Annotated in this window: 15 protein-coding genes; 3 read left to right on the top strand and 12 right to left on the bottom strand. The window is 56.4% G+C overall.

What is annotated here, in order from left to right; all coding sequences use genetic code 11:
- Positions 1-122 precede the first annotated feature (122 nt).
- Positions 123-1,619, top strand: a complete 1,497-nt coding sequence (gene ftsZ / locus H4317_RS13600; protein ID WP_185887127.1) for a cell division protein FtsZ — start codon at positions 123-125, stop codon at positions 1,617-1,619.
- 278 nt (positions 1,620-1,897) lie between these two features.
- Here the strand turns inward: ftsZ and H4317_RS13595 are convergent, their stop codons facing one another.
- The 9 genes from H4317_RS13595 to H4317_RS13555 all read right to left on the bottom strand — a co-directional run bounded on the left by H4317_RS13595 (position 1,898) and on the right by H4317_RS13555 (position 10,857).
- The gene (locus H4317_RS13595; RefSeq protein WP_221899162.1) at positions 1,898-3,007 is read right to left on the bottom strand and encodes a cytochrome-c peroxidase; all 1,110 of its coding nucleotides are present in this window, start codon (positions 3,005-3,007) and stop codon (positions 1,898-1,900) included.
- A 173-nt stretch (positions 3,008-3,180) separates the two neighbouring features.
- Positions 3,181-4,179, bottom strand: coding sequence for a hypothetical protein (locus tag H4317_RS13590; RefSeq protein WP_185887125.1), 999 nt, complete (start codon positions 4,177-4,179; stop codon positions 3,181-3,183).
- Positions 4,180-4,240: 61 nt separating this feature from the next.
- Positions 4,241-5,299: a cytochrome-c peroxidase gene (locus tag H4317_RS13585; protein ID WP_185887124.1), complete on the bottom strand. Its 1,059-nt coding sequence runs from the start codon at positions 5,297-5,299 to the stop codon at positions 4,241-4,243.
- Positions 5,300-5,320: 21 nt separating this feature from the next.
- Entirely contained in the window at positions 5,321-6,079 is a 759-nt protein-coding gene (locus H4317_RS13580; RefSeq protein ID WP_185887123.1) for an MbnP family protein, read from the bottom strand.
- Positions 6,080-6,195: 116 nt separating this feature from the next.
- Positions 6,196-6,576: a hypothetical protein gene (locus H4317_RS13575; RefSeq protein ID WP_185887122.1), complete on the bottom strand. Its 381-nt coding sequence runs from the start codon at positions 6,574-6,576 to the stop codon at positions 6,196-6,198.
- Positions 6,577-6,654: 78 nt separating this feature from the next.
- A complete protein-coding gene (locus H4317_RS13570) occupies positions 6,655-7,182 on the bottom strand; it encodes an NADPH-dependent FMN reductase (protein ID WP_185887121.1) in 528 nt (175 codons plus the stop codon).
- Between the two features lie 162 nt (positions 7,183-7,344).
- Positions 7,345-8,100: a succinate dehydrogenase/fumarate reductase iron-sulfur subunit gene (locus tag H4317_RS13565; protein WP_185890044.1), complete on the bottom strand. Its 756-nt coding sequence runs from the start codon at positions 8,098-8,100 to the stop codon at positions 7,345-7,347.
- Positions 8,101-8,231: 131 nt separating this feature from the next.
- Positions 8,232-10,166, bottom strand: coding sequence for a fumarate reductase/succinate dehydrogenase flavoprotein subunit (locus H4317_RS13560; RefSeq protein WP_185887120.1), 1,935 nt, complete (start codon positions 10,164-10,166; stop codon positions 8,232-8,234).
- Positions 10,167-10,185: 19 nt separating this feature from the next.
- Positions 10,186-10,857 (bottom strand): succinate dehydrogenase cytochrome b subunit, encoded by a 672-nt coding sequence (locus tag H4317_RS13555; protein WP_185887119.1) that lies wholly within the window; start codon positions 10,855-10,857, stop codon positions 10,186-10,188.
- A gap of 253 nt (positions 10,858-11,110) precedes the next feature.
- Here H4317_RS13555 and H4317_RS13550 point away from each other — a divergent pair, with 253 nt between their 5' ends.
- Positions 11,111-14,029, top strand: coding sequence for a T9SS type B sorting domain-containing protein (locus H4317_RS13550; protein WP_185887118.1), 2,919 nt, complete (start codon positions 11,111-11,113; stop codon positions 14,027-14,029).
- A 116-nt stretch (positions 14,030-14,145) separates the two neighbouring features.
- Complete coding sequence (gene fabD, locus H4317_RS13545; protein WP_185887117.1) at positions 14,146-15,033, top strand: ACP S-malonyltransferase; 888 nt, start codon at positions 14,146-14,148, stop codon at positions 15,031-15,033.
- Positions 15,034-15,113: 80 nt separating this feature from the next.
- On the opposite strand, the gene H4317_RS13540 is transcribed toward fabD, so the two are convergent.
- The 3 genes from H4317_RS13540 to H4317_RS13530 form a co-directional block, all read right to left on the bottom strand.
- Complete coding sequence (locus H4317_RS13540; RefSeq protein WP_185887116.1) at positions 15,114-15,959, bottom strand: class I SAM-dependent methyltransferase; 846 nt, start codon at positions 15,957-15,959, stop codon at positions 15,114-15,116.
- 191 nt (positions 15,960-16,150) lie between these two features.
- Positions 16,151-16,633 (bottom strand): 2-amino-4-hydroxy-6-hydroxymethyldihydropteridine diphosphokinase, encoded by a 483-nt coding sequence (gene folK, locus H4317_RS13535; RefSeq protein WP_185887115.1) that lies wholly within the window; start codon positions 16,631-16,633, stop codon positions 16,151-16,153.
- Between the two features lie 3 nt (positions 16,634-16,636).
- Positions 16,637-17,242 (bottom strand): hypothetical protein, encoded by a 606-nt coding sequence (locus H4317_RS13530; protein WP_185887114.1) that lies wholly within the window; start codon positions 17,240-17,242, stop codon positions 16,637-16,639.
- Between the last annotated feature and the right edge of the window lie 4 nt (positions 17,243-17,246).

Below are 17,246 nucleotides of genomic sequence, written 5' to 3'. Positions count from 1 at the left end.
GATTGGAGTCTTGGGGACTCAGGAGCTTGGTCTAACAGTTCTGCATGGCGGAACTTTATTGACTGGAAACTCCTGTAGCAGAAACCAAGACCCACAGTCCCCAAGTCCCAAGACCCCAACCAATGAATTATAAATTCGACATCCCGGCGCAGTCCAAGTCCATCATCAAGGTGATTGGCGTGGGTGGGGGCGGCTCTAATGCCGTAAACCACATGTTTAGCCAGGGCATTAAGGACGTGGAATTCGTCATTTGCAACACCGATAAGCAGGCGCTGGCTTCTTCCACGGTGCCTAACCGCCTGCAGATCGGACTCGACCTGACCGAAGGACTTGGCGCCGGAGCTAATCCAGAACGGGGCAAGCAAGCAGCTATTGAAAGCCGCGAGCAGATTCGGGAGTTGCTGAGCAATGGTACCAAAATGGTGTTTATCACGGCCGGTATGGGCGGTGGCACCGGTACCGGGGCAGCGCCAGTCATTGCCAAGGTTGCCAAGGAACTAGGCATCCTCACGGTGGGAATAGTGACGGCGCCGTTCATGTTCGAGGGCAAGAAGAAGCGTCAGCAGGCAGAGCACGGCATCAAAGAGTTGAGCGAAAACTGCGACACCGTACTCGTGATTCTTAACGATAAGCTGCGCGAGATTTACGGTAACCTGCCTATCCGCTCCGCTTTCGCCAAAGCCGATAATGTGCTCAGCACCGCTGCCAAGTCCATTGCTGAAATCATTACGGTGACAGCCGATGTGAACGTGGACTTTGAAGACGTGAAAACGGTGATGAAGGACAGTGGCGCGGCCGTAATGGGCTCCAGCATCACGGAGGGCGAAAACCGCGCCCGTCGTGCTGCGGAAGAGGCCCTGGCTTCGCCGTTGCTCAACAACACCGACATTCACGGTGCCCAGCGCATCCTGCTTAGCATCATGTCCGGCGACCAAGCCGAACTGGAGATGGACGAACTGACGGAAATTACCGAGTGCATTCAGGATAAAGCAGGCCAGAATGCTGAGGTTATTTTCGGCCATGGCATCGACGCTACGCTGGGCCAGAGCATCCGCGTGACGGTCATTGCAACCGGCTTTGCGCGTGAAGCACACACTATCACGGCTGTTCCCCCTCGTGAAGAAGAAGCGCCAGTTGCCCAGCCGGAAGCACAGCTCAACGTTTTTAACAAAGAGCCTCTGGACGTAACTACTGCTCCGGTGGTACCGTCCTTCACGAGTGCACCTGTTTCGCAGCCGGCTGCCATGCCCGAGCCGCAGCCGGTAAAGTTCGATCTGGAGACGTCGCCTTACACAGGACAGGTACCGCCTGTAGCGGCTCCGTCTGCGCCAGCCCCCGAGCCAGTGGTATACCATGCAACGCAGCCGGCCGCCCCACTACCCGGCCGTCCGGCGCTTGATGCCCGTGCGGAGGAGCGCCGCCGCCGCCTGCAGGAGTTGAGCAACGGCCTCACCAACGATGCCATTAAGGACCAATTGGAAACACCAGCCTATCTACGTCGGCAGGTGAAGCTGGAAAACGTGACGCCTTCCTCAGAGCGTAACATCAGCCGCTTCAATCTCTCTGATGACAATGAGCTGCTGGGCGACAACCGGTTCTTGCACGATAACGTGGACTAAAATCCACGGTAGACTTATACTAAAAAGGCCGCCGCAGAATCTGCGGCGGCCTTTTTAGTATAAGTCTACCGATGCGGCTCTTGCACTGGCATTGGCTTTGCCGCAGTATCCGCCGGCAAAATATAGCGCGGAGAACCTGTTTCGCGGTCAGGACTAAGCTGACGAGTAGAGGAGAAAGAGGAGCAAGCTGCTGAGAGCAAGCCAACCAGCACTAAAATCAGCCGAGAAACTGCCTGCTGCATGAGGATGAGAGAAGCAGGTGGAAAGACTGCCTTCGGTTAGAAAGGGTTGGAAAAACGCGGGTCCTGGATGAATGTGGAGTCAGTCAGCGTTTTCAGGAAAGCCACAAGCTGCCGCTTTTCGTTGGCCGTTAGGTTCAGGGTGGTGCTGTTACTACCGGCCGGAGCTGGATTAGACAAAAGCAGAATAGGATTGACGTTGGGACTGTTCCGCTCGATGTGCTCGTTGTAGTGGTCCACTACTTCTTCCAGGGTCTGAAAGCGGCCATCGTGCATGTAGGGGGCAGTCAGAGCAATATTGCGCAGTGTAGGTACCCGGAACAAGCCTTTGTCGCCGTTGCGGCCCGTCACATTGAAGCGCCCAGGATCCGCGAATGTCATGTCCAGCCCGTTGTTGACGAATTCGGCTGTGCCACCAGCCGTAGCGAAGGTGGCATTCGTGAAAGTGAAGTTGTTGCCGTTATGGCAATGGTCGCAGGAGCCACCCCGGGCGCTGGAATTACCACCCTCACCAGGATGGTTGAAGTAGAGTAGCTTGCCAGCACGCTCATCATCATTCAGGCGGGTTTGCCCCAAAAGTGACTTTTCGTAGCGTGAATTTCCCGAAATAAGGGTTCGTTCGAATTGGGCTAATGCTTTGAGCACGTTGGCCTCCGTGATGGTGCTCGAACCGAAGGCCTTGGCAAACAGCGGCGGATAGAGCGGAGTTTGCTGCAGCTTGCTTACGCCTGTGGCCAGCGACTGGTGCAACTCAACTGGGTTTTCGATGGGCTTGCGGGCCTGCGTTTCCAGAGTAGTAGCTGCCCCGTCCCAGTTCAGAGTGGGCTCCCATAGCAAATTCACCAGCGACATCGAGTTACGCTGGTGCGCAATGCCGTCAACACCAACGGCCAGCCGGCGGCCATCCGTGAAGGCTTTGCTTTGCTGGTGACAACTCCCACACGACATGGTGTTGTTGCTGGAAAGGCGGGTTTCGTAGAACAGCTTGCGCCCCAGGTCTATGCCTTCCACGGTCAGTGGATTGTCAGCAGGAATGAGTACGTTTTGAGGCAGTTGCGTAGGCAGTACCAGCGTGTAGGGCGTAGGCGCATCTGGTTTCGGGTCGGCAGGCTGCGGTTCTTCTCTATGGCATGCTGCCGCAGAAAGCAATACAGCTGCTGAAAGTAGCAGGCAGGAACGCAAACGGGTACTACTTAACGGCATACGCTGGATTAAAGTGAAGAAAGCTCAAGATACTATTTCCTGTGGCAACACAGAACACAGCAAGTTCAGTTTCACTTACTGACAGCCAATGAGCTACCCGCTGTCTGGTTGCTTCTGGGCTACTTAAACAAGTACTTAGTTTGGTTGAAGCTATAGCCTACTGCTACTACTATCCGGCCGGCACTCGCGGGGTGGTCGGTAGCAGCGGTGTATACCGGAAGTTGCACACTAGTGTTCAGCGACAAATTTTTGTAGTACACATCCAGGCCTGGTCCTAACAAGGCATTGTTCATGGCGTGCTCCCCCGTAAGCCGGCCCTCAAAAAACTCGCCTTTGGTCTTTTCATAGAACAGTTGCGCCGACGGATAAACTTGCCAGTCCTGGCCTAACGCCACCCGGTAAAACAGATTCGCAAATGCCGTTACACCGGGTGCCAACCCTTCCTCGAAACGGTTAGCTGCGCCTCGGCGGTAGCTTGTGTTTAGGCTAAGTCCCACGTTGCGGTAGCTGCCGATGTAGTTAGCGTACAAAAAGCCGTCGGTGGTGCCGGTGCCCGGCTGGGTGAGGGTAGGGTAGCGGCTGCCGTCGGCTTTTTGGCGTGTGAAGCTGCCCGTCGGCAATTTGACGCCACCTCCTACAATCACGCGGTTCTGCACGCCGGCCGTTTCGATGTTGCGGATGAGGTGGTAACCGGCAAACATGGTCACGTCGCCCAGCCCGCTAAGATTAATCTGCCGGCCATTGATCTGTGACGTGTTCATGGCAACCGGCACAAAGGCATTTAGCTCCAGACGCTGGGCCAGAAAATATTTGCCCCGTAGTTCTATCACCCGGAATGCCTCGAAATCGGTAGGGTCGCCCTTGTGGGAATGGGTATAGCCGGCATCTGTGCCATTCAGCGGCTGCGGCACCACAGGGTGAGCACCGGTCGGAAAGAACTGCGGGTTCTGGCCAAGATGTTGATAGCCGTTGAAAATCCGGTAGCGGTGCATCAGTGAAAAACTGCTCTGATTATCATAGGGCGTGATGCCCATAAAGCAGCCGCAAATGTCGCAGGCCAAACCGGCCTGCACTGGCAGCAGTGCCAGCAGCAGGAGTAATATTTTTTTAGAAAACATAAGCAACAGCGCAGTACAGCGCTGGTTTTAAGGGTTCGGTCTGAGCGACGCAACAGGACAGCTATTGCTCAGACAGCTGCGGATCACGCAGAAACTCTTCATCCGTAAGCGTCGACAGGAACGCCAGCAGATCTTGGCGGTCCTGGGCCGAGAGAGGAATACCAAGTCTGGCTCCCTGCTGCCGAAATTGTGGGTCCAGCGTCTTGGAGTCCACCATGCCGTGGTCGTAGTGGTCCAGCACTTCGGTCAGGGTCTGAAAGCGGCCATCGTGCATGTAAGGCCCCGTCAGCGCCACGTTGCGCAGGCTAGGCACCTTGAAACGGCCTACATCAATGCTGCGCTGCGTAATATGTGCCCGGCCTGAGTCCAGTGGGAAACTGCGGTCCAGCCCATTGTTGCGGAACGACTCGTCCGTGAACAGCTCTCCGGTATGGCAAGAGCCACATTTCTGACGCAGCACGCTCAGGCCCCGCAACTCGGCATCACTCAGCGTGCCACCGGCTTCGTGGCGGGCGTAGTGGTCGTAGCGCGAGTTGGCAGAAGTCAGTGCGGCCGTAAACTGCGCCAGCGCCCGAAGAAACTGGTAGGAATCAATGGGACCTGAGCCGCCGAATACTGCCGCAAAACGCCGCTTATATTCGGCGTCGGCATTGAGCTTGCGCACCAGATTGTCGAGCGTTTCGTCCATTTCTACTGGGTTGGTGATGGGTGCGAGAGGCATCGTTTCGATGTTGCTCGGCCCACCATCCCAGAAGAAATTGGGCTTCCAGCGCAGGTTCTGTAGTGCGGGAGCGTTACGCGTACCCAGCCGATTATCCACGCCGTGGCTGAGTTGGTGGCCGGCATGCGCAAACGCTACGAATTGCTGATGGCAGCTGCCACACGATATATCACCGGTTCGTGACAGACGTGGGTCATAGAAGAGCGTGCGCCCTAGCTCAAAGGCGGCGCGAGTAGGTGGGTTTTTGTCGGTCCCATATACTGGCACTGGGAAGTTGCCCGGCACAGCGGTGCCGGGCACTTCCTCATTCGGGCGTACGTCCGCATCAGGCCGGCAACTGCCAGCCACGAGTAGCGCCACTAGCAGCCAGCTGCGGGCGAAAGTGCATATGCCTCTCATGCGGGCCAAGGGCAGTTACCGCTAGTTGCCGTGGATATGGTCGACGGTAAACATGCCGGCGGCCTGATTTTTGGCGACCAACACGGCATTCGGACCGCCCATTACATTGTTGACGGTGGCGAGGCGAATGGTGCTGACACCGGTAAACATCTTCAGTATATCGGCCTTCAGATGCACTTGTGGCGTCCGGCCTTCCCGAATCTGGATGACTTTGTTAGTCATTGCCGGCGACACGGTCTGGATGGTGTTGTTCGGTGACTTGAAGCCTCCAATATGCAATACAAGCGGCCCATTCGTTTTAGAAGGACTGTAGCGGCCTTCCAGCTTTGTGTAGATGTAGCCGGTGTTCCAGTTCCAGAACATGTCGGAAGGGGCCAGCGCGCCAGTCTGGGCCCCAGCTACGTTGCGGGCGCTGTCTACCCCAATCGTAAACGTCAGGCCAGTGTAGTCGCCGGCCGGGGCGTTGGGAATAGTAAACGTTTTGGTCGCGGGCAGTGCCTCATCAAGTAGATAGTAGCTTTCCGGCTGCACAAACTCAGTGCCGTCGGCTTTCTTCAGCTTGATGTTGGAAATGTAGTAGCGTAGCGTAGAAACCGAAAAGGTGTCGCCGGCAGCCGTTTTGTACGTGGTACTGCCCAACTGCACCGGCACAGAACCGGCCACATTCTCAAATTCTATGCTGACGTTGCCCTGCTGCACATCCTTGTCTTCGTCGCAGGAGGTGAGGGAGAAAGGGGCAGATAAAGCCAGAAACAGGGCCGCGTATTTCAATATTTTCATCTTTCGGAAGGCGTATGAAGGAAATGCAGACAATGGTGCTGTGTGCAGAGGCAAAAGGCCAACAGGTGAGCACAGCAGCAAATACCACGCCCTGAATAGGCGTGGGAAGTCGGACATCAGGCCTTCAGGGCTGGCGGATGAAACACGCTTTGTGCTGGCGCAAAAGCGTAGTGTACCGAGGCCGCTGGCGCAAAGCGCAGCGGCAACGGGTAGGCGTATGTGGGCGCCACTACCCAGAAAACAAAGGGCAACACCACATCATACTTTACTTTGGCGAAGCCGGAAGCGGGTGTTTTGCTCTCTGAGTCGGAGGCTTTGCGCAGTTGCTTGGCCAAATGGCACTTGCCATTGCAGCGCAGTTGCGGCTTGTCTTTGTTCACGCAGAAGAGCTGTGTAATACGCTCTTTGTGCATTTGGTAATCCACCACCAACAGCTCCCGACTGAATGTCTGGAGTAGCATCAGAGCAGCCAAAAAAAGAGCTAGCACGCGTGCCATGGTAGTGAAAAAGACGAAGGAAGCAGGGCAAATATAGGCTGCTAGCTCAGCAATACTGTCGCAGCGGGCGTTTCTTTCTTAAAATGCAAGCAGTTGTGCTGCCTGCTCCTCCAGTAGTTGCTGATAAAACGGGTTGGTCAGCTTCCCGTCTTTCGTCAGGTGCTGGTCGATGAACGGTAAGCGGACACGGGTAGGCAGCACGGCAGTGCCCAGGTACATCAGCACATCGGTCAGATGGCTCAGCGCCAGCAAACCGCCTTGCGCACCGGTTCCTAGTCCGATCAATGCGGCCTTTTTGCCTCGGATGCCGCCAGGGTAGGGTAGCCCATCGATGAAAGTTTTGAGCACTCCGGGATAGGAGCAATTGTACTCCGGCACTACCAGCACCAGCTTATCGGCAGCGGCAGCCATATCCGCCAATCGGTTGAAGTCGTCGTGGCGGCCGGTATTGTCGTACAGCGCCGAAACGCTCACATCGGCTGGCAGCTCTACCAGGTCCAGCAGTTGGTACGTCACCTGCTGCTCACGCAGAAGCGTTGCGTAGATGTCAGCAATGCGCCGAGCTCGGGAATCAGGACGATTAGTGCCTGCAATGATGGTTATCATCTATGATAGATAGGAAATTAAGAACGTGAGGCTGCTGAACCTGTTCGGCAACAAGAAAGAGGGTGTTGGTTCTGCTTACGACCTGTTCCGCCATGTGTCAACAAAAAAAGCGAAACGGCAGGCCGCTTCGCTTTTTGTACCTTATTAGTATAACCGTGTTACCTACACGAGGTTATTCGAAGTAGCTTTGGCCGCCAGGAATTCACGGTTCAGGATGGCAATATTTTCGAGCGAGATGCCAACCGGGCATTCTGCCGCGCAAGAGCCGATGTTGGTGCAGGCACCAAATCCTTCCTTGTCCATCTGAGCCACCATGTTCTCGACACGAGTTTTGCGCTCTACGTGGCCCTGTGGCAACAGCGCCAGCTGGCTAACCTTCGCCGAAACGAAAAGCATAGCGGAGGCATTTTTGCAGGATGCCACGCAGGCGCCGCACCCAATGCAGGTAGCCGCTTCGAAGGCACGGTCCGCAATTTCTTTCGGAATTGGAATTTCGTTGCCATCAGGAGTGCCGCCTGTGTTTACGCTTACGTAGCCGCCCGCCTGAATAATCCGGTCGAAGGCTGAGCGGTCCACGCTCAGATCCTTATTCACGGGGAAGGCATTTGCACGCCAGGGCTCGATGACAATAGTATCGCCGTCGGAGAACTTGCGCATGTGCAGCTGGCAGGTAGTTGTGCCGGACTCCGGGCCGTGGGCACGGCCGTTGATGAACAGGTTGCACGAGCCACAGATGCCTTCGCGGCAGTCGTGGTCAAAAGCTACCGGCTCGTCGCCTTGGCGCAACAGATTCTCATTGAGCACGTCCAGCATTTCCAGGAAAGACATTTCGGGCGAAATATCCTTTACCTGGTAGTCTACGATCTTGCCTTCCGTGTTGCGGTTTTTCTGCCGCCACACTTTCAGCGTAAGATTCATTGGTTTGGCGTTGGGGTTACTTCCGGCCATGTTTTTATAAGATTCAAGCTCTTCGCCGCAGGCGGTAAGCTTTCGTTTTAAATGAGGTGAAAGCCAGCCACCGCGAAGTGCGGCAGCTGGTTGCAGTCAGCTTACTTATAGCTTCGCTGCGTGAGCTTCACGTTTTCGAATGTCAGCTGCTCCTTGTTCAGGATTTCGGGCTGATTGTCGGCCACATACTGCCAGGCAGCCACGTAGGCATAGTCATCGTCGTTACGCTTGGCTTCGCCGTCCTCCGTAGCATATTCCTCACGGAAGTGGCCACCGCAGCTTTCGTTGCGGTCCAGAGCATCGTCCACCATCAATTCACCCAGTTCCAGGAAGTCGGCAACACGGCCGGCTTTTTCTAGGGCTTGGTTCAATTCTCCTTCTGTGCCGGACAGCTTTAGGTCGCTCCAGAACTCCTGGCGCAACTTCTGAATCTCTGCTTTGGCGTGCTTGAGCCCTTCGGCGTTACGCGCCATGCCGCAGTATTCCCACATCAGGTGGCCCAGATGTTTGTGGAAGTCGTCGGGCGTGCGGGTTCCGTTGATGCTCATCAGCTTGCTGATGCGGCCCCGCACATCGGCCTCGGCCTGTTTGAAGGCTGGGTGTTCGGTCGTAACGGGTTTGGGCGGCGTAGAGGCCAGGTAGTCCCCAATGGTGTAGGGAATCACGAAGTAGCCGTCAGCCAGGCCCTGCATCAGAGCCGAAGCCCCGAGGCGGTTAGCGCCGTGGTCTGAGAAATTGCACTCGCCGGTAGCGTACAGACCAGGAACGGTGGTTTGCAGGTTATAGTCAACCCACAGGCCCCCCATGGTGTAGTGTACCGCCGGATAGATGCGCATCGGCTGTTTGTAGGGGTCCTCGTCGGTGATTTTCTCGTACATGGCAAACAGGTTGCCGTACTTCTGGCTCACTGCTTCGGCACCCGTCCGCTTGATGATATCGGCGAAATCGAGGTAGACAGCCAGGCCAGTTGACCCGACGCCACGACCCTCGTCGCACATCTGCTTGGCGTTGCGCGAGGCTACGTCGCGTGGTACTAGGTTGCCGAATGCAGGGTATTTGCGCTCCAGGAAATAGTCACGGTCATCCTCGGCAATGTCTTGAGGCTTGATTTCGCCTTTGCGTACCCGCTCTGCCATTTCCACCGTCTTGGGTACCCACACGCGGCCGTCGTTCCGCAGCGACTCCGACATCAGTGTCAGCTTCGACTGGTAGTCGCCGGATACGGGAATACAAGTGGGGTGAATCTGGGTGAAGCAAGGGTTGGCGAAGTAAGCGCCTCGCTTGTGGGCCCGCCACGCAGCAGTGGCGTTGCAGTACATAGCATTAGTGCTCAGGTAGAATACGTTGCCGTAACCGCCGGTAGCCAATACCACGGCGTGGGCCGCGTGCTGCTCAATCTCGCCCGTAATGAGGTTGCGGGTGATAATGCCGCGGGCCTGCCCGTCAACGACTACCACATCCAGCATTTCGGACCGTGTGTACATCTTCACTTTGCCATAGGCAATCTGGCGCGAGAGGGCCGAATAGGCACCCAGCAGCAGCTGCTGTCCGGTCTGGCCGCGGGCGTAGAACGTCCGGCTCACCTGCGCACCGCCGAAAGAGCGGTTAGCCAGCAAGCCGCCGTACTCGCGGGCGAAAGGAACGCCCTGCGCTACGCATTGGTCGATGATGTTGACCGATACCTGCGCGAGGCGGTACACGTTGGCTTCGCGGGCCCGGTAGTCACCACCTTTGATGGTGTCATAAAACAGCCGGAACACGGAGTCGCCGTCGTTCTGGTAGTTTTTGGCTGCGTTGATGCCGCCCTGCGCCGCAATGGAGTGGGCGCGGCGTGGTGAGTCGTGGAAGGTAAAAGCCTTTACGTTGTAGCCCAGTTCGGCCAGTGAGGCGGCCGCTGCGCCACCGGCCAGGCCGGTGCCGACTACAATGACATCGTACTTCCGCTTGTTGGCGGGGTTTACGAGCTTGACATTGAACTTGTGCTTGTCCCACTTCTCGGCCAGTGGGCCTTCGGGAATTTTAGACTCCGGAAACATTGGCAGTAGAGCTTAATATCTATTTAAAGAAGTAGAAGTAGATGGGCATGGCCGCAAAGCCGGCGCAGACTACAACGGAGAAGACTACACCCACCAGTTTGATGAGGGGAGTGTATTTGCGGTGGTTGAGGCCCAGCGTCTGGAAGGCACTCTGGAAACCATGCAACAAGTGGTAGAGCAGGGCAAACTGCGCCAGCACGTAGAGCGCCACGTAGAAAATGTTGTGGAAAGCATCAACAACCAGTGCATACGCGTTTTCATTGCCTTGCGCGTCCTTCAGCGGCTCCCCAAAACGCAGCGTGCCGAAGAAATTGTAGAGATGCACAATCAGGAAAAACAGCACTAAGCTTCCCAGTACTGCCATATTGCGCGAGTGCCAGGGGCTATTCTGCTCAATGTGGTTGGAAACGTAGCTGCTGCCGCGAGCGGCTTTGTTTTTGGATGCCAGCAGCAACCCTTCGAAAATGTGAAGCCCGAAGCCGGCAACCAGCCCGATTTCCAGAATCCGGACAATGGTGTTGTGGCTCATGAACTCGGAGTAGGCGTTAAACGCCAGGCCGCCGTCGTTCTTAAATAATTGGAGGTTGCCAACTAAGTGGACTACCAGAAAAGAACACAAAAAGAGGCCGGTGGCGGCCATAACGATTTTGCGGCCAATGCTGCTGGAAAACGTGTTGCTAATCCAACTCATAGGAGCGAATGAAAGGTTTTGGTGGGTTCGGTGAATCAGCCAAAGGTAAGGGCGGACCTACTAGGAAACAATCCAAATAAACTATAGGAGTTGAGCGTTGTCATCCGTGAATCAATCCGCAGTCAATCCCGTTACAACCCCTATAGGCTGAACCTCCTTAGTAACCTCTCAGGTATAATTTTTGTTAGGTTGCTTTATGGTTCTTTTGGCTGCTGGGCCGGAGTTGTTGTTGTCCCTTTACGTACGTTTCTCTATGGTTCTTTCCTTACTATCCCGGTTGGCACGGCGTGGCCCGTTGCTGCTACTCCTTGCCCTATTGCTGAGCTGGGCTACCCAGGTGCAGGCAACCCACCTGCGCGCCGGCGACATACAGGCCAAAATTGATACTACTGTAGGGCCCGGCAACAACCCGCGACGGGTATTTTTCAAGATGGTGCTCTACCAGAAAACGCCCACTGGGGGTATTCCGGATGAGTCCAGCGTGACCATCTTTTTCGGCGACTGTGGTCCGCCGCAGATTATTCCGCGGGCCTCTGCGGTGGCCGTAAATAGTGAGACGCAGCGCAACGTCTACTTTTTCGAGCATACATATAGTGCGCCTAGCACTTACACAGTACATTATATAGGGGAAAACCGCAATGGCGGCGTTCTGAATATGAGTGCCTCCAGCGCGCAGTCGTTCTACATTTCCACCACCTTCACCATTGACCCAGGGCTGGGGCAGAACCGCTCACCCATTCTGACCAAGCCCTCTATCGATAATGCGGCTGTGGGCCAGGTGTTTCTGCACAACCCATCGGCGTACGACCCGGACGGTGACTCGCTGGTGTTTAAACTGCGGCCCAGCATGCAGGTAGTAGGCGGCATCACCGGCCCTCAGCCGCCGTGCTTCGTTGTTGACTCGACCCGCGTTACGGGCTATGTACTGCCCAACCGACTGGGGGGGGGATCCAACAATGGCGTGCAGGTTGCCTATACCGACCCTTCCGGCGACAGTCCGAATGGCATTCCGGGCAATGCCTCTATCTTCCAGCAGAACCGGCGTACGGGTACTATTATCTGGAACTCACCGGGTACGGTGGGCGAATACAACGTGGCATTTGTGGTGCAGGAATGGCGGCGTACATCCTTTGGACGCCGTCTGATTGGGGAAGTGATTCGCGACATGCAGATCAACGTGAAGCCGACCAATAACCAGCGCCCCATCCTGACCATTCCGCCTGATATCTGCGTGGTAGCCGGTACGCTCATCACGGGCACCGTAACGGCCACAGATGCTGATGGCAACCCTATCCGGCTGACGGCGAACAGCGGTATTCTGCCTCCGGCCACTTTCGTGCAGAACGCCTCCGGCCCGCCCACGGCTACCGGTACCTTCCGCTGGACGCCTGACTGCTCCAATATTGCCAACCAGCCTGTTCGGGTCAGCTTTACAGCTGAAGACCAGCCTGGTGGGACCAACCCCACGCCCCTGATTGACCAGCGCGTGTGGAACATCACCGTTATTGGGCCGGCTCCGCAGAACCTGCGGGTAGCGCCCGGCAACACAGGCGTCCGAAGCGCGGTACTCACTTGGAACAGCTACCTGTGCCGCAAGCCCGGGGCCCGCATCCTGATTTTCCGCAAGGAAGGGGCATCCACGTTGAATCCAGGTCCTTGCGATACGGGTATCCCGGCTGGGTCGGGCTTCACTCAAATCGGCACTTTAACCTATCCTTCGCCTTTGGGTACTACAGACCTGTTATCGTTCGTCGATAACGGCGGCGGAACCGGGCTAGAGCGGGGTAAGACTTATTGCTATCGGATATATGTGGAGTTTCCGCTGCCCGCCGGTGGCAAAAGCCAAGTGTCGCAGGAAGCCTGCATCGACTTTGCTGGCCGCCCCCTGTTGATGCGCAACGTCACGGTAGACCGGACGGCTCCTACCAATGGCCAGATTACGGTGCGCTGGACCAAGCCGGTCAGCACGCCGCCTTTTGCTGATCCGCAGCAATACCGGGTGTCCCGGGCAGTAGGGCAGACCACAACCGGCCCGTTCACGACCATTGCCACCATCAGCAACGTCAGCGACACCACTTACGTGGATGCTGACCCTTCGCTGGACACACAAAACCGCTCGTACAGCTACCGGGTAGAGTTGCTCAGCCAGAATCTGGTGGCCGAAACGGCTACGGCAGCTTCTAGTGTACGGATAGACGGCACAGCCGTGCCGGCCGTCAGTGCCACTGCTCTAAACGGCATTTCGCTCCGCTGGACTTACAATGTGCCGTGGAACAATGCCCTGCGCCCTACCACTGTGTACCGCAAAGGACCCGCTGCCAACGACCCCTTCGTGGCTATTGCTACCGTAACCGGCACCGCTACCGGAGGCTCTTATCTGGATGAAGGCACGGCCGCACAGCGGCTCGTGAAAGGCCAGACATATTGCTACTACGTCTCGACGAATGGAGCATACGATGGCAATCGACTGCCCAGTGACCTGATTAATCTAAGCCAGCAGCAGTGCATTGCGTTGCGTAACGTGCCTTGCGCGCCGGTGCTTTCTCTCAAGCGCACCAACTGCGACAGTCTGGCCAGCCGCCTGTTCGATTTGCCTGCCACGCCTATAAGCGGAGCGGTGTACACGAACAATCTGAGTTGGACGCTGGGCAATACGCCGCCTGACTGCAGCCGCGCCATTGCTTCGTACAACATCTACTATGCGCCCAACAGCCAGGATTCATTGCGCTTCCTGACCTCGGTGCCGGCCACGCAAACCACGTATCAGCACCTGAACCTCACTTCTGAAGCTGGTTGCTATGCGGTGCAGTCTGTCGATTCCAGCGGAACCCGGAGTGTGCGCAGCAACATAGCGTGCAAGGATGATTGCCAGCTGTTCCTGCTGCCTAACATCTTCACTCCCAACGGCGACGGTAAGAACGACACGTTCCGGCCCAAGGTCTTCACCCCGATTCGTAGCACCAAGTTCACAGTATTCAACCGCTGGGGCGTGAAAATCTACGAGAGCAGCGCCGACCCGCTCATCAACTGGAGCGGCGGCGGTAGTCGTGCAGAAGGTGGAGCTGCGCCATCGGTGGTGGAAGGAATGTACTTCTACCAGGCTGAGGTGGAATTCGGTAATCTAGACCGCACCAAGCGTACCTACAAAGGATGGGTGCAAATAACCCGCTAGCCGGTCACGCTTTCCTTGCCTGGCTGTCACGAAAAAGCCCGCTGCCCTTCGGTAGCGGGCTTTTTTATTTCGGCTATCTTGCCGCCCCATCCTTCGCCACTCTCAATTATTCTCTCATGAAAGCAGTTGTTTTTCCTGGCCAGGGCAGCCAGTTTAGCGGCATGGGCCGCGACCTGTACGAGCAGCATCCGGCTGCCAAGCACCTGATGGACCAGGCCAATGAGTTGCTGGGCTTCTCGCTCACTGATATCATGTTTTCCGGCTCTGAGGAAGACTTGCGCCGCACCGACGTGACGCAGCCGGCAATTTTCTTGCACTCAGTAGCGCTGGCTGCTGTGCTGCCCGAGCTGCAGCCGGCTATGGTGGCAGGCCACTCGCTAGGCGAGTTTTCGGCGCTGGTGGCGGCCAAAGTGCTGCGCTTTGAAGATGCGCTGCTGCTGGTAGCCAAACGCGCCCAGGCCATGCAGGCCGCCTGCCAGGAGCAGCCTGGTACCATGGCCGCCATTCTCGGCCTCGACGACGATACTACGGCCCGTATTTGCCAGGAAATCAGTGAAGCCGGCAATGTGGTGGTAGCGGCCAATTATAACTGCCCTGGCCAACTGGTGGTGTCTGGCTCCCAGCGCGGCATTGAGCTGGCCTGCGAGCAGCTGAAAGCAGCCGGCGCCAAGCGGGCTCTGCCGCTGCCCGTAGGTGGCGCTTTCCACTCGCCCCTGATGCAGTCGGCAGAGGCGGCGCTGGCCGAAGCCATTGCGCGCACGACTTTCTCAGCTGGTATCTGCCCTGTGTACCAGAACGTAGACGCCGCCCCACACACCGACCCCGACGAAATCCGGGAAAACTTGGTGCGCCAGCTCACGGCTCCTGTCCGCTGGACCCAAAGCGTGCAGCGCATGGTGCAGGACGGTGCTACGGAGTTTGTGGAGTGCGGACCGGGCAAGGTGCTGCAGGGCCTCGTGAAGAAGATTGCGCCGGAAGTGGCAGTAAGCTCAGCAGCTGTATAACAGGCAAGCTACCTGAAACGAGAAGCGCCCTGCCGGAATTCCGGCAGGGCGCTTCTCCTTTCATCCTGAGCAGGTGCAGGCTATTTCTCGCCACTCACCACCACAGTTCCGTAGTCCAGAGCTGTATTTTTGCCAGGTAGCTTTTGGTCTACTAAGGCAAAAACCTCCTGCTTAATCTTGTCTCTGGTGGCTTCATCGGCTTTGCTCAGCGCAAAAACTACCGGGGCAGCTACTTCATTCATGAAGTTCCAATAGTTGTCATTCGTGCCGCAATTGAGCGTGCCAGTTACTTCCTTTTCGGTCACGTTTTTCAGCCCGGCCTTTCGGAACAAATCGGCCAGAAAGCCGGGGCTGCCACAGCGAAACATGCCGGGCGCACCGGGTGGCGGGGCCGGTAGCTGCATATTCCGGTTGATGGTACTCATGATGGCCGTAATCCAGAAGTTCTTTTCGGGCATACCCCACACCGCTGCCGCCAATTTCCCGCCGGGCTTCAGTACACGGACCATTTCCCGGGCTGCCATCAGCATATCGGGAAAAAACATGAAGCCGAAACGGCAGCTCACGGCATCAAACGTGGCGTCCTCGAACGGCAATTCCGACACGTCGCAGGCTACGGTTTCGTAATTGGTAATGCCTTTTTTAGCGGCGTTGTCGCGGGCTACGGCAAGCATCTTTTCCGCGAGGTCCGTAATTACCACCTTTCCATCCTGCACAATGGTGGCGATGGTAAGGCCCGGCTCGCCGGTGCCGGCTGCCACATCCAGTACTATATCGGTGGCCTGCAGATCCAAAGAGTTGATTATTTCTTCTCCCATCGGCCGCAGCCAGTCCATTGTGAACTCATCCCACTTTCGCCACCCGGCCGAAAACCTGTTCCAGGTTTCTTTTTGCTGCTCCCGAATCTGCTCCAGTTGTGCTTCCATAGTTGTAGCCTGTAGGTGACAAAGTTCGATGAATACAGAAGCAAGGCGCAGAAGCTCGTTTTCCGGCCTTGCTTTAGCGGCGCACCTGGCAGATACCATTGTGCATTCTCTCAGGATACGGCCAACCAACACACGTCTGGGAGGGCCAAATTTGGCCAAGCAGAATACGTATTCTGAATATTCTAATATACCTATTTTAAGCGGGTAACTGCAAGCTCATCCTGACACGAAGCCAGCAACTCCGTCACTGTTCGCTTTAGAACTGGGTGCGTAACGGCGGCGGCAATATCGGCCAGCGGTACCAGCGCAAAGCGGCGTTCCGGCAGCCGCGGATGCGGCACCGTCAGGCGTGGCGTATGCAGCACCTTATCCTCATAGAGCAGGATATCCACATCCAAGGTGCGGGCGCCCCAGCGCACCAGACGTTGCCGACCCGCTTGCTGCTCCGTGGCTAAGCAGGCATCGAGTAGCTTCTCCGGCAACAGAGACGTGCGCAACTGCACAGCTTGGTTGAGAAAAGGTGGCTGGTCTTCGAGGCCCCAGGCGGCGGTTTCATACAACCCGGAAACTGCCTCCACTGTGCCGGCTACTTCCTGCAGGTGCTGTAGGGCTTCGCGCAGAATAGTAGCCCGGTCGCCGAGGTTAGAGCCAAGCAGGAGGTAGGCAACAGGCATGGTTTAAGGGGTGTCAGGCAAGGGAGTATGAAAGCGTTGGTACAGTAGCCATGTCACTATCCAGAGCCCTGCCAGCACCAGAAACAGGGCGGAAACAGCCGCGCCAGCGGTGCCGGGCGTGTACGACATTACTGCCGACAACATTAATCCGCCGACAAACATGGCAGTAGTCGAAAACTTAGGCTGCGAGAAAAAACCGAGGCCACGATAGAAGCAGAAATACAGTAGAGCTAGCGTGGCTACCTGCGGAAGACGGTAGGTCTGTTCTTCACTCAAGCCATCCAAGAAATTACTGGGTAAAGCGAGAGTCAGGAGTAACAAAATGAACAGTGGAATGCGCGTCAGTGCGAAACCGGACTGTTGCAGCAATAGGTTTGACTTGTCGTGATTACTGAGAGCTATTTCCCCAGGACTGAGAAAAGAGAAGGACCGTCGTCGTAGCTGATAGCCAGTACAAAGGAGAAAAGAAGCTATTGGAATGCAGAATGCAACAATCGGATGTAGTGAGCCCTGATCTATAGTGTATACTGCGGCGGCCAAGCCAAGACAAGCGGAGAGAAAGTAAAAATTAACGCTGAATGCGAAAAGGTGTGTAAACAGCTTTTTCACCAGA

Origin of the sequence: Hymenobacter sediminicola, from assembly GCF_014250515.1 — a bacterium.
Classification (GTDB): Bacteria; Bacteroidota; Bacteroidia; order Cytophagales; family Hymenobacteraceae; genus Hymenobacter; species Hymenobacter sediminicola.
Note: the sequence above shows the minus strand (reverse complement) of the source record. Positions and strands in the feature narration are given on the sequence as shown.

Bases quoted from the DNA above. Each gene is read 5' to 3' on its own strand.
- ftsZ (WP_185887127.1), top strand. From the start codon at position 123: ATGAATTATAAATTCGACATCCCGGCGCAGTCCAAGTCCATCATCAAG.
- H4317_RS13590 (WP_185887125.1), bottom strand. From the start codon at position 4,179: ATGTTTTCTAAAAAAATATTACTCCTGCTGCTGGCACTGCTGCCAGTG.
- H4317_RS13585 (WP_185887124.1), bottom strand. From the start codon at position 5,299: ATGAGAGGCATATGCACTTTCGCCCGCAGCTGGCTGCTAGTGGCGCTA.
- H4317_RS13580 (WP_185887123.1), bottom strand. From the start codon at position 6,079: ATGAAAATATTGAAATACGCGGCCCTGTTTCTGGCTTTATCTGCCCCT.
- H4317_RS13575 (WP_185887122.1), bottom strand. From the start codon at position 6,576: ATGGCACGCGTGCTAGCTCTTTTTTTGGCTGCTCTGATGCTACTCCAG.
- H4317_RS13570 (WP_185887121.1), bottom strand. From the start codon at position 7,182: ATGATAACCATCATTGCAGGCACTAATCGTCCTGATTCCCGAGCTCGG.
- H4317_RS13565 (WP_185890044.1), bottom strand. From the start codon at position 8,100: ATGAATCTTACGCTGAAAGTGTGGCGGCAGAAAAACCGCAACACGGAA.
- H4317_RS13560 (WP_185887120.1), bottom strand. From the start codon at position 10,166: ATGTTTCCGGAGTCTAAAATTCCCGAAGGCCCACTGGCCGAGAAGTGG.
- H4317_RS13555 (WP_185887119.1), bottom strand. From the start codon at position 10,857: ATGAGTTGGATTAGCAACACGTTTTCCAGCAGCATTGGCCGCAAAATC.
- H4317_RS13550 (WP_185887118.1), top strand. From the start codon at position 11,111: ATGGTTCTTTCCTTACTATCCCGGTTGGCACGGCGTGGCCCGTTGCTG.
- fabD (WP_185887117.1), top strand. From the start codon at position 14,146: ATGAAAGCAGTTGTTTTTCCTGGCCAGGGCAGCCAGTTTAGCGGCATG.
- H4317_RS13540 (WP_185887116.1), bottom strand. From the start codon at position 15,959: ATGGAAGCACAACTGGAGCAGATTCGGGAGCAGCAAAAAGAAACCTGG.
- folK (WP_185887115.1), bottom strand. From the start codon at position 16,633: ATGCCTGTTGCCTACCTCCTGCTTGGCTCTAACCTCGGCGACCGGGCT.